At 46.2% G+C, this 12,731-nt stretch carries 8 protein-coding genes and 1 pseudogene; all 9 read left to right on the top strand.

Annotated features, from left to right (window positions below; genetic code table 11):
* Nucleotides 1–217 (top strand): annotated as a pseudogene (locus QTO06_RS24060) (elongation factor Tu); the annotation flags it as partial.
* Nucleotides 218–484: 267 nt separating this feature from the next.
* Nucleotides 485–865: a preprotein translocase subunit SecE gene (gene secE, locus QTO06_RS24055; RefSeq protein ID WP_005440549.1), complete on the top strand. Its 381-nt coding sequence runs from the start codon at nt 485–487 to the stop codon at nt 863–865.
* Nucleotides 866–878: 13 nt separating this feature from the next.
* Nucleotides 879–1,427, top strand: coding sequence for a transcription termination/antitermination protein NusG (gene nusG / locus QTO06_RS24050; RefSeq protein WP_005440551.1), 549 nt, complete (start codon nt 879–881; stop codon nt 1,425–1,427).
* A 142-nt stretch (nt 1,428–1,569) separates the two neighbouring features.
* Nucleotides 1,570–1,998 (top strand): 50S ribosomal protein L11, encoded by a 429-nt coding sequence (gene rplK / locus QTO06_RS24045; protein WP_005384682.1) that lies wholly within the window; start codon nt 1,570–1,572, stop codon nt 1,996–1,998.
* Nucleotides 1,999–2,002: 4 nt separating this feature from the next.
* The gene (gene rplA / locus QTO06_RS24040; protein ID WP_005489780.1) at nt 2,003–2,704 is read left to right on the top strand and encodes a 50S ribosomal protein L1; all 702 of its coding nucleotides are present in this window, start codon (nt 2,003–2,005) and stop codon (nt 2,702–2,704) included.
* A 291-nt stretch (nt 2,705–2,995) separates the two neighbouring features.
* A complete protein-coding gene (gene rplJ, locus QTO06_RS24035; protein ID WP_005440560.1) occupies nt 2,996–3,490 on the top strand; it encodes a 50S ribosomal protein L10 in 495 nt (164 codons plus the stop codon).
* 57 nt (nt 3,491–3,547) lie between these two features.
* A complete protein-coding gene (gene rplL / locus QTO06_RS24030; RefSeq protein WP_009705465.1) occupies nt 3,548–3,916 on the top strand; it encodes a 50S ribosomal protein L7/L12 in 369 nt (122 codons plus the stop codon).
* Between the two features lie 250 nt (nt 3,917–4,166).
* On the top strand, nt 4,167–8,195 hold the full coding sequence (rpoB, locus tag QTO06_RS24025; protein WP_331410130.1) for a DNA-directed RNA polymerase subunit beta: 4,029 nt from the start codon (nt 4,167–4,169) through the stop codon (nt 8,193–8,195).
* Nucleotides 8,196–8,300: 105 nt separating this feature from the next.
* A complete protein-coding gene (rpoC, locus tag QTO06_RS24020; protein WP_331410129.1) occupies nt 8,301–12,503 on the top strand; it encodes a DNA-directed RNA polymerase subunit beta' in 4,203 nt (1,400 codons plus the stop codon).
* The last annotated feature ends 228 nt before the right edge of the window (nt 12,504–12,731 follow it).

Below are 12,731 nucleotides of genomic sequence, written 5' to 3'. Positions count from 1 at the left end.
CTTCAAAGGCTACCGTCCACAGTTCTACTTCCGTACAACTGACGTAACTGGTGACATCTCTCTACCAGAAGGCGTAGAAATGGTAATGCCAGGCGACAACATCCAAATGCAAGTTGAGCTAATCGCTCCTATCGCTATGGATGAAGGCCTACGTTTCGCTATCCGTGAAGGTGGCCGTACTGTAGGTGCTGGTGTTGTTGCTAAGATCTTCGACTAATTCTTAACGAATTAAACGAATGTCTTCGGAAAATCTTGAATTAGATTTGACGAACCAGTATCAAAAAGGGCATCATTTGATGCCCTTTTTCTGCACTCAATATTATTTTAGCTGTTTTCTTGTTCAAAATTTGGTTGAGAGTAGAGCAAGATTAAGCGGAGAGGCTTAATCTTAAGAGAGTAACGCTGATTTTATCAGCGATATGGAGTTTGCCCTGCAACAGCGGGGTTATTGTCGTCTATATTAAGACTTGTGACAGGTTGGTTTATGAAAGCAAATAATGCTGAAACTCCTGATAGCTCAAACGCAGCAGATACGTTTAAGTGGATTGCCGCTTTCGTATTGGCAGCGGCCGCTGTTGTGGGTAATTACCTGTATGGTGAAATGTCTGTAGTTGTTCGTGCTGCAGGCGTTGTTGTTCTTATTGCAGCTGCCCTAGGCGTTGCTGCGACAACGACTAAAGGTAAAGCAGCGATCAGTTTTGCAAAAGAATCTCGTATGGAAGTTCGTAAGGTTGTTTGGCCTACACGCCAAGAAACCATGCAAACGACACTGATTGTTTTAGCTGTAAGTATTGTAATGGCTCTAGTGCTATGGGGAATTGACGGCATCATGGTTCGTTTAGTTGCTCTAGCAACTGGGGTATAGAGGGTAGTGATTCATGAGTGAAGCTCCAAAAAAACGCTGGTATGTAGTTCAAGCCTTCTCTGGATTTGAAGGTCGTGTAGCTCAGTCTCTACGTGAGCATATCAAAATGCACGCTATGGAAGAGCTATTCGGTGAAGTACTAGTTCCTACTGAAGAAGTAGTGGAAATGCGCGCGGGTCAGCGTCGTAAATCTGAACGTAAGTTTTTCCCAGGCTACGTCCTTGTTCAGATGATTATGAACGATGAATCATGGCACCTAGTACGCAGTGTGCCGCGTGTCATGGGCTTCATTGGTGGTACCTCAGACCGTCCAGCACCTATCACAGATAAAGAAGCTGACGCGATTCTTAACCGTCTCGAGAAAGCGAGTGAGTCTCCTCGTCCTCGTACAATGTACGAAGCGGGTGAAGTGGTACGTGTTAACGAAGGTCCATTTGCTGACTTCAATGGTACTGTTGAAGAAGTGGATTACGAGAAGAGCCGCCTGAAAGTGTCTGTATCGATCTTTGGTCGTGCAACACCAGTTGAGCTTGAATTTGGTCAAGTTGAAAAACTTGATTAAAAAAACGCCTTTTTAAGGGTTGTCTAAGGCGCGAATTATGACTATAATTTCGCGCCTTTTTACTTCTGGTGAAGTAAAGAGTTTTTTCATAAACGGGGAGCTGATCGGTGATTAGCGTTTGTACCCAAACTTAGGAATTATCATGGCTAAGAAAGTTGAAGCTTACATCAAGCTACAAGTTGCAGCTGGTATGGCGAACCCAAGTCCACCAGTTGGTCCTGCACTAGGTCAACACGGTGTTAACATCATGGAATTCTGTAAAGCGTTCAACGCAAAAACAGAATCTATTGAGAAAGGTCTACCAACTCCAGTAGTTATTACAGTATACAGCGACCGTTCTTTCACGTTCGTAACTAAGACTCCACCTGCTGCTGTTCTTCTTAAGAAAGCTGCCGGCGTTAAGTCTGGTTCTGGTCGTCCAAACACTGAAAAAGTGGGCACTGTAACTGACGCTCAAATCCAAGAAATCGCAGAAACTAAAGCTGCTGATATGACTGGTGCTGACATCGAAGCGATGAAGCGTTCTATCGCTGGTACTGCTCGTTCAATGGGCCTAGTGGTAGAGGGTTAATAAGATGGCAAAACTAACTAAGCGCATGCGCGTAATCCGCGAAAAAGTTGACGTAACTAAAGAATACGAAATCAACGAAGCTGTTGCTCTTCTTCAAGAACTAGCTACTGCTAAATTTGTTGAGTCTGTAGACGTTGCTGTTAACCTAGGCATCGATGCTCGTAAATCTGACCAGAACGTACGTGGTGCAACTGTACTACCTCACGGTACTGGCCGCGACATCCGCGTAGCAGTGTTCACTCAAGGTGCAAACGCTGAAGCAGCTAAAGAAGCTGGCGCAGACATCGTAGGTATGGAAGATCTTGCTGAGCAAGTTAAGAAAGGCGAAATGAACTTTGACGTAGTTGTTGCTTCTCCAGATGCAATGCGCGTTGTAGGTCAACTAGGTACTATCCTAGGTCCTCGCGGTCTTATGCCAAACCCTAAAGTTGGTACTGTAACTCCTAACGTTGCTGAAGCAGTTAAAAACGCTAAAGCTGGTCAGGTTCGTTACCGTAACGACAAAAACGGCATCATCCACACTACTATCGGTAAAGCAAACTTCTCTGCTGAGCAGATCAAAGAGAACCTAGAAGCTCTTCTAGTTGCTCTGAAGAAAGCTAAGCCATCTTCAGCGAAAGGTACTTTCCTGAAGAAAGTAAGCATCTCTACTACTATGGGTGCTGGTGTTGCTGTTGATCAGGCTAGCCTGAACACTCAAGCATAATTTATTTGCTTAGGCGCAAAATTTGTGTATAATTTTGCGCCTAATATTTGTGGTTGGGGCTGAACATTGGTTCTTTGAACTGTATCCTAGTTCGAAATGAATTAAGACCCAGTCTCCGTCCAAGACCGTAGGTGTTTGTGTAAAAACAAACTTAATTATCCTACGTAGATGGTGCCCGAACTGACAGAAAGCTCTATGTAAATAGTTAACTTTCTTCTGGGAAGCACCTAAATAGCTCTCACTGTCGTGATGATAGTGAGTGGTGTAACGACAACCAGGAGTAAATCCAAGATGGCTTTAAACCTTCAAGACAAAAAAGCAATTGTTGCTGAAGTCAACGAAGCTGCCAGTGGTGCACTTTCTGCAGTTGTAGCTGATTCTCGTGGCGTTCAAGTTGGCGCGATGACTTCTCTACGTAAACAAGCTCGTGAAGCTGGCGTTTACATGAGAGTTGTTCGTAACACTCTTGCTCGTCGTGCGGTAGAAGGTACTGAGTACGAGTGTCTAACTGACACTTTCACTGGTCCTACTCTAATCGCATTCTCTAACGAGCACCCAGGTGCTGCAGCGCGTCTTTTCAAAGACTTCGCTAAAGAGAACAAAGACTTCGAGATCAAAGCTGCTGCATTTGAAGGCGCTTTAACTGACGCTGAAGTACTAGCAACACTACCAACTTACGACGAAGCAATCGCACGCCTAATGATGTGCATGAAAGAAGCTTCTGCTGGCAAGCTGGTACGTACTATCGCTGCTATCCGCGATCAAAAAGAAGAAGCAGCGGCTTAAGCCTTGCTTTTTACTGGTTGCAAAATAAACTTATTGTTGACTTAAAAGAGAATTGTTATGTCTATTACTAACGAGCAAATCCTAGACGCAGTTGCAGAAATGTCTGTAATGCAAGTTGTTGAACTAATCGAAGCTATGGAAGAGAAATTCGGTGTATCTGCTGCTGCTGCAGTAGTTGCAGGTGGCGCAGCAGGCGGCGAAGCTGCAGCTGAGCAAACTGAATTTGACGTAATCCTAACTGCAGCTGGCGGCAACAAAGTTGCTGTTATCAAAGCAGTACGTGGCGCAACTGGCCTAGGTCTTAAAGAAGCTAAAGCTCTTGTAGACGGCGCTCCAGCACCTCTAAAAGAAGGCGTTGAGAAAGCTGAAGCTGAAGCTCTTAAAGCTCAGCTAGAAGAAGCAGGCGCTTCTGTTGAAGTTAAGTAATTATTACTTAATTTCATAGCCTAACGGCTAATGGCTGGTGGTTTTTTAACCACCGGCCTTTTTGCGCTGTAGGGCATGAGCGAATTTTCCCGCTGTTTAAGCGTCTCATGTCCATGCAAAAAACATTTCATTCCTACGCAATGAGATGTCACTACAGTAAACAGCTATTTAGTCACTGTCCCTTACCCCCCTTAAGTAACTAGGTGCGGGCGGACGGTTTGGGTCACTTATCAGCGAGCTGAGGAACCCCATGGTTTACTCTTATACCGAGAAAAAGCGCATCCGTAAGGACTTTGGTACTCGTCCACAAGTTTTGGACATTCCATACCTGCTATCGATCCAGCTCGATTCGTTCGACAAATTCATCGAACAGGATCCTGAAGGTCAATACGGTCTTGAAGCTGCTTTCCGTTCTGTATTTCCAATTCAGAGCTACAACGGCAATTCTGAGCTGCAATACGTTAGCTACCGTCTTGGTGAGCCAGTTTTTGACGTTAAAGAATGTCAAATCCGCGGTGTAACTTACTCAAAGCCACTACGTGTAAAACTACGCCTAGTTATCTTTGATAAAGACGCGCCAGCAGGTACTGTAAAAGACATTAAAGAACAAGAAGTCTACATGGGCGAAATTCCGCTTATGACAGACAATGGTACCTTCGTAATTAACGGTACCGAGAGGGTTATCGTATCCCAGCTGCACCGAAGCCCAGGCGTGTTCTTCGACAGCGATAAGGGTAAGACCCACTCTTCAGGTAAAGTTCTATACAACGCACGTGTAATTCCTTACCGTGGCTCATGGTTAGACTTTGAGTTCGATCCTAAGGATAACTTATACGTACGTATTGACCGTCGTCGTAAGCTACCAGCTTCGATCATCCTTCGTGCACTTGGTAAAACGTCAGAAGAAATCCTAGATATCTTCTTCGAAAAAGTGAACTTCGAAGTGAAAGACCAAACTCTACTAATGGAGTTGGTTCCTGATCGTCTACGTGGTGAAACTGCGTCATTCGACATCGAAGCGAACGGTAAAACTTACGTTGAGCAAGGTCGTCGTGTAACAGCTCGTCATATCCGCCAACTAGAGAAAGATGGCGTTGATCATATCGAAGTACCAGTTGAGTACATCGTTGGTAAAGTTGCATCGAAAGATTACGTCAACGAAGCAACAGGCGAGATCATTGTTAACGCTAACCAGGAAATCAGCCTGGAAGCTCTAGCGAACCTATCTCAGGCTGGTCACAAATCACTAGAAACGTTGTTCACCAACGATCTAGACCACGGTCCATTCATGTCAGAAACACTACGTATCGACAGCACTGTTGATCGTATTTCTGCATTGGTAGAAATCTACCGCATGATGCGCCCTGGTGAGCCACCAACAAAAGAAGCTGCAGAAGCACTATTCGAAAGCCTATTCTTCTCTGAAGAGCGTTACGATCTATCGACTGTTGGTCGTATGAAGTTCAACAGCTCTATCGGCCGTGAAGATGCTCAAGAGCAAGGCACACTTGACGAGCTAGACATCGTTGAAGTGATGAAGAAGCTTATCGCGATCCGTAACGGTAAAGGCGAAGTGGACGATATCGACCACCTTGGCAACCGTCGTATCCGTTCTGTAGGCGAAATGGCTGAGAACCAGTTCCGTGTAGGTCTAGTACGTGTTGAGCGTGCAGTTAAAGAGCGTCTAAGCCTAGGCGATCTTGACGCAATCATGCCTCAAGACCTGATCAACGCGAAACCAATCTCTGCAGCTGTTAAAGAATTCTTTGGTTCTTCACAGCTTTCACAGTTCATGGACCAAAACAACCCGCTATCAGAAGTAACGCACAAGCGTCGTATTTCTGCATTGGGTCCTGGCGGTCTAACTCGTGAACGTGCTGGCTTCGAAGTACGTGACGTACACGTAACTCACTACGGTCGTCTATGTCCTATCGAAACGCCGGAAGGTCCAAACATCGGTCTGATCAACTCTCTATCTGCGTTCGCGCGTTGTAACGAGTACGGTTTCCTAGAGACACCATACCGTCGCGTTGTAGATGGTGTTGTTACAGACGAAGTAGATTACCTATCTGCAATCGAAGAAGGCCAATTCGTTATCGCACAGGCTAACGCTGCGCTAACTGAAGAAGGCGGTTTTGCAGATGAGCTGATCACAGCTCGTCAAAAAGGTGAATCTGGTCTACACCCTCGTGAGCACGCTCAGTACATGGACGTTGCGACAAACCAGGTTGTATCTATCGCTGCATCGCTTATCCCGTTCCTAGAACACGATGATGCGAACCGTGCATTGATGGGTGCGAACATGCAACGTCAGGCAGTTCCAACACTGAAAGCTGACAAACCGCTTGTTGGTACTGGTATTGAACGTAACGTAGCAGTTGACTCAGGTGTAACTGCAGTTGCTAAACGTGGTGGTGTAATCCAGTCAGTAGATGCTTCTCGTATTGTTGTTAAAGTGAACGAAGAAGAGCTAGTACCAGGCGAAGCTGGTATCGACATCTACAACCTGACTAAATACACACGTTCTAACCAGAACACATGTATTAACCAGCGCCCATGTGTGATGCCAGGTGAACCTGTATCACGCGGTGACGTTCTTGCTGATGGTCCTTCAACAGACCTTGGTGAACTAGCGCTTGGTCAAAACATGCGTATCGCGTTCATGCCTTGGAACGGTTACAACTTCGAAGACTCGATCTTAGTATCTGAGCGCGTAGTTCAAGAAGACCGTTTCACGACTATCCACATCCAAGAACTTACTTGTGTGGCGCGTGATACTAAGCTTGGTTCTGAAGAGATCACAGCTGATATTCCAAACGTAGGTGAATCTGCTCTGTCTAAACTAGACGAGTCGGGTATCGTTTACATCGGTGCTGAAGTTAAGGGTGGCGACATCCTAGTTGGTAAAGTAACACCTAAAGGTGAAACTCAGCTAACGCCTGAAGAGAAGCTACTACGTGCAATCTTCGGTGAAAAAGCATCTGACGTTAAAGATACTTCACTACGTGTACCTAACTCTGTATCAGGTACGATTATCGACGTTCAAGTCTTCACTCGCGATGGCGTAGAGAAAGACAAGCGTGCGCTTGAAATCGAACAAATGCAGCTTAAAGAAGCGAAGAAAGACCTAACTGAAGAATTCCAGATTCTTGAGGGTGGCCTTCTAAACCGCGTTAAAGCTGTACTGATCGATGGTGGTTACTCTGAAGCGAAACTAGACACGACTGATCGTAAGAAGTGGCTAGAACTAACGCTAGAAGACGATGCACTACAATCACAGCTTGAGCAACTTGCTGAGCAGTGGGACGAGCTAAAAGCTGACTTCGATAAGAAATTCGAAACTAAGCGTCGCAAGATCACTCAAGGTGATGATCTAGCACCTGGCGTACTGAAGATCGTTAAGGTTTACCTAGCGGTTAAACGTCGCATCCAGCCTGGTGATAAGATGGCGGGTCGTCACGGTAACAAGGGTGTAATCTCTAAGATCAACCCTGTTGAAGACATGCCATACGATGAGAAAGGTCAGCCTGTAGACATCGTACTTAACCCACTGGGTGTACCTTCGCGTATGAACATCGGTCAGATCCTAGAAGTACACTTAGGTCTGGCAGCGAAAGGTATCGGTGACAAGATCAACCAGATGATTAAAGAGCAGCAAGAACTAGCGAAATTCCGCGAGTTCCTACAAAAAGTTTACGATCTAGGCGAAACTCGCCAGAAAGTAGACATTGCTTCTCTATCTGATGACGAAGTTCGTACTCTGATCAAGAACCTACGTGGCGGTCTACCAATCGCGACTCCAGTATTTGACGGTGCACCAGAAGCGTCTATTAAAGCGCTACTGAAACTAGCAGACCTACCTGAATCTGGTCAGCTAAAACTGTTTGATGGTCGCACGGGTGACCAGTTTGAGCGTCCTGTAACTGTAGGTTACATGTACATGCTGAAACTGAACCACCTTGTTGATGACAAGATGCACGCTCGTTCAACTGGTTCGTACAGCCTAGTAACTCAGCAACCACTTGGTGGTAAAGCTCAGTTCGGTGGTCAGCGTTTCGGTGAGATGGAAGTATGGGCACTAGAAGCATACGGTGCTGCTTACACTCTACAAGAAATGCTAACGGTTAAGTCGGATGACGTTAACGGCCGTACTAAGATGTACAAAAACATCGTAGACGGTAACCACAGCATGGAACCTGGTATGCCAGAATCGTTCAACGTACTGTTGAAAGAGATTCGCTCGCTAGGTATCAACATCGAGCTAGAAGACGAAGAGTAATCTCTTTTCTCTTGACCAAGGTTGAGAGAACCAAAAAGCGATTATTTGGTAGAAGGTGCTCACTTTAGCGAGTGAGCTCCTTTTAACTCCTTACAGGAGCTGATTGTGAAAGACTTATTAAACTTTCTAAAAGCACAGCATAAGACCGAAGAATTTGATGCTATCAAAATCGGTCTATCTTCTCCGGACATGATCCGTTCATGGTCTTTCGGTGAAGTTAAAAAACCTGAAACGATCAACTATCGTACGTTCAAACCTGAGCGCGATGGTCTTTTCTGTGCGCGTATCTTTGGTCCAGTTAAAGACTACGAATGTCTTTGTGGTAAATACAAGCGCCTGAAGCACCGTGGTGTTATCTGTGAGAAGTGTGGTGTAGAAGTTACACAAACTAAAGTTCGTCGTGACCGTATGGGCCACATCGAGCTAGCATCACCAGTAGCTCACATCTGGTTCCTAAAATCGCTACCGTCTCGTATCGGTCTACTAATGGATATCCCACTACGTGATATCGAGCGTGTTCTTTACTTCGAAATGTACGTAGTAACTGAACCAGGTATGACTGATCTAGAAAAATCTCAGATGCTTACTGAAGAAGAGTATCTGGATCGTCTAGAAGAGTGGGGTGATGAGTTCACAGCTAAGATGGGTGCAGAAGCTATCAAGGACCTACTAGGTTCTATGGATATGCACGCTGAAGCTGAACAAATGCGCGAAGAGCTAGAAACAACTAACTCTGAAACTAAGCGTAAGAAAGTCACTAAGCGCCTGAAACTGGTAGAAGCGTTTATTCAATCTGGTAACAACCCAGAGTGGATGATCCTGACTGTACTTCCAGTTCTTCCGCCAGATCTACGTCCTCTAGTACCACTAGATGGCGGTCGTTTTGCGACTTCAGATCTGAACGACCTATACCGTCGTGTGATCAACCGTAACAACCGTTTGAAGCGTCTTCTAGAGCTAGCAGCTCCGGACATCATCGTACGTAACGAAAAACGTATGCTGCAAGAGTCTGTTGATGCGCTACTAGATAACGGTCGTCGTGGTCGTGCGATCACAGGTTCTAACAAGCGTCCTCTTAAATCTCTTGCTGATATGATCAAGGGTAAACAAGGTCGTTTCCGTCAGAACCTTCTAGGTAAACGTGTAGACTACTCTGGCCGTTCTGTAATCACAGTAGGTCCATACCTTCGTCTACACCAGTGTGGTCTTCCTAAGAAGATGGCACTTGAGCTATTCAAACCATTTATCTACAGCAAGCTAGAGACTCGTGGTCTTGCGACTACAATCAAAGCTGCTAAGAAGATGGTAGAGCGTGAAGAAGCGGTAGTTTGGGATATCCTAGACGAAGTAATCCGTGAACACCCAGTACTATTGAACCGTGCACCTACACTTCACCGTCTAGGTATCCAGGCGTTCGAACCAGTACTAATCGAAGGTAAAGCGATTCAGCTACACCCACTAGTGTGTGCGGCGTACAACGCGGACTTCGATGGTGACCAAATGGCGGTTCACGTACCTCTAACTCTAGAGGCACAGCTTGAAGCTCGTACACTGATGATGTCGACAAACAACATTCTGTCGCCAGCGTCAGGTGATCCGATCATCGTACCTTCTCAGGACGTTGTATTGGGTCTGTACTACATGACTCGTGACAAGATCAACGTGAAAGGTGAAGGCATGTACCTTTCTGGCCCAGCAGAGGCTGAGAAAGCATACCGCACTAAGCAAGCTGAACTTCACGCACGCGTTAAAGTACGTATTACAGAAACAGTTGTAGACGAAGACGGCAACAGCACAACAGAGACTAAGATGGTTGATACAACTATCGGTCGTGCAATGCTATGGCAAATCGTGCCAGCTGGTCTACCGTACAGCATCGTTAACCAAAAGCTAGGTAAGAAGCAAATCTCTAACCTACTAAACGAGGCGTACCGTAAACTAGGTCTGAAAGACACTGTAATCTTCGCTGACCAAATCATGTACACAGGTTTCGCATACGCGGCACTATCTGGTGTATCTGTTGGTATCGACGATATGGTTGTACCGCCAGCTAAGTACACTGAAATCGCAGAAGCGGAAGAAGAAGTACGTGAAATCCAGGAACAATACCAATCTGGTCTTGTTACTGCAGGCGAACGATACAACAAAGTTATCGATATCTGGGCATCGACCAACGATCGCGTAGCGAAAGCGATGATGGCAAACCTTTCATCTGAAACGGTAGTTAACCGTGACGGTGAAGAAGAGCAACAAGAATCGTTTAACAGCATCTACATGATGGCTGACTCGGGTGCTCGTGGTTCTGCAGCTCAGATTCGTCAGCTAGCGGGTATGCGTGGTCTGATGGCTCGTCCGGATGGTTCGATCATCGAAACGCCGATCACTGCGAACTTTAAAGAAGGTCTAAACGTACTTCAGTACTTTATCTCAACGCACGGTGCTCGTAAGGGTCTTGCGGATACGGCACTGAAAACAGCGAACTCGGGTTACCTAACTCGTCGTCTCGTAGACGTTGCTCAAGACGTTGTTGTAACTGAACATGACTGTGGCACTCACGAGGGTGTTGACATGATGCCTCACATCGAGGGTGGTGATGTTAAAGTTGCACTAACTGAGCTAGCTCTAGGTCGTGTAGTAGCTGAAGACGTTCTTAAACCAGGTACAGAAGATGTTCTGATCCCACGTAACACTCTCATTGATGAGAAGTGGTGTCAGATCATGGAAGAGAACTCAGTAGACAGCATGAAAGTGCGCTCTGTAGTTACTTGTGATTCTGACTTCGGTTGTTGTGCACAGTGTTACGGTCGTGACCTAGCACGTGGTCACCTAGTGAACCAAGGTGAAGCAGTTGGTGTAATCGCTGCTCAGTCTATCGGTGAACCGGGTACACAGCTAACGATGCGTACGTTCCACATCGGTGGTGCGGCATCTACTGCAGCAGCAGAGAACAGCATCCAAGCTAAGACAACTGGTACAGTTAAACTGCACAACGCTAAGTTCGTAATCAACAAAGATAAGAAGCTAGTAATCACGTCTCGTGCATCTGAGCTAACTATCATTGATGAATTCGGTCGTACTAAAGAGAAGCACAAACTTCCTTACGGTTCGATGCTAAGCAAAGGCGACAACGATGCAGTAACAGCTGGTGAAGTTGTTGCTAACTGGGAAGCGCACACCATGCCAATCATCACTGAAGTGGCAGGTCGCATCCAGTTCGTAGACATGATCGACGGTGTTACAGTTTCTCGTCAAACAGATGACCTAACAGGTCTATCTTCAAGCGAAGTAACTGACCCAGCAGCTCGTCCAGCAGCAGGTAAAGATATGCGTCCAGCTATCAAACTTGTTGATGAGCAAGGTAACGATGTAATGATCCCTGGTACTGAAATGCCAGCTCACTACTTCCTACCTGGTAAAGCGATTGTAAACATCGAAGACGGCGCGGAAGTAGGTGTGGGTGATACACTTTCACGTATCCCTCAGAAGTCTGGCGGTAACAAAGATATCACCGGTGGTCTACCACGCGTAGCTGACCTATTCGAAGCTCGTAAGCCTAAAGAGCCTGCGATTCTTGCTGAGCACACAGGTACTGTGAGCTTCGGTAAAGAGACGAAAGGTAAACGTCGTCTAGTAATCACTCGTGACGGCGGTGACGCTTACGAAGAGATGATTCCTAAGCATCGTCAGTTGAACGTATTTGAAGGTGAGCGTGTTGAACGTGGTGATGTGATCGCAGATGGTCCAGAGTCTCCACATGATATCCTACGTCTACGTGGCGTACACGCTGTAACTCAGTACATTGCTAACGAAGTACAAGAAGTTTACCGTCTACAAGGCGTTAAGATTAACGATAAGCACATCGAGACTATCGTTCGTCAGATGCTACGTAAGTGTACAATTACTCACGCAGGTGACTCTGAGTTCCTACCTGGCGAGCAAGTTGAATACTCACAAGTTAAGATTGCTAACCGTAACCTAGAAGCTGAAGGCAAAGAGCCTGCACGTTTCGAGCGTGAGCTACTAGGTATTACTAAGGCATCTCTAGCGACTGAGTCGTTCATCTCTGCGGCATCGTTCCAGGAGACAACTCGCGTACTAACAGAAGCTGCGGTTTCTGGTAAGCGTGATGACCTACGTGGTCTGAAAGAGAACGTAATTGTTGGTCGTCTGATCCCAGCTGGTACTGGTTTCGCATACCACCAAGATCGTCAAGCTAAACGTGCTGAAGCGCAAGAAGGTCCATCTGCTGAACAAGCAACAGATAACCTAGCTGCACTTCTAAACGCAGGCTTCTCTTCTGACGAGTAATCGTTAAGAGCTTAAAAGAAAAGGCACCCTCGGGTGCCTTTTTTGTTTTTGCGAGCAGGGCTTAGAACGCTGCGCTCCAAGATTCGAGAGCGCTTCGCTTGAGGAACCGAGAGGTGTGAGAGTCGTGAAAATTATTTTGATTAAGAGGGCGTTGACAGGACTTGTTCCTAAAAAGACAAAATGAACCCCGAACCCCGAACCCCGAACCCCGAACCCCGAACCCCGAAC

It is taken from the genome of Vibrio sp. M260121 (genome assembly GCF_036533715.1).
In the GTDB taxonomy this organism is placed as follows: Bacteria; Pseudomonadota; Gammaproteobacteria; order Enterobacterales; family Vibrionaceae; genus Vibrio.
This window is presented reverse-complemented; position numbering and strand designations above follow the sequence as displayed.

Bases quoted from the DNA above. Each gene is read 5' to 3' on its own strand.
- rpoB (WP_331410130.1), top strand. From the start codon at position 4,167: ATGGTTTACTCTTATACCGAGAAAAAGCGCATCCGTAAGGACTTTGGT.
- secE (WP_005440549.1), top strand. From the start codon at position 485: ATGAAAGCAAATAATGCTGAAACTCCTGATAGCTCAAACGCAGCAGAT.
- rplJ (WP_005440560.1), top strand. From the start codon at position 2,996: ATGGCTTTAAACCTTCAAGACAAAAAAGCAATTGTTGCTGAAGTCAAC.
- rplA (WP_005489780.1), top strand. From the start codon at position 2,003: ATGGCAAAACTAACTAAGCGCATGCGCGTAATCCGCGAAAAAGTTGAC.
- rplK (WP_005384682.1), top strand. From the start codon at position 1,570: ATGGCTAAGAAAGTTGAAGCTTACATCAAGCTACAAGTTGCAGCTGGT.
- nusG (WP_005440551.1), top strand. From the start codon at position 879: ATGAGTGAAGCTCCAAAAAAACGCTGGTATGTAGTTCAAGCCTTCTCT.
- rplL (WP_009705465.1), top strand. From the start codon at position 3,548: ATGTCTATTACTAACGAGCAAATCCTAGACGCAGTTGCAGAAATGTCT.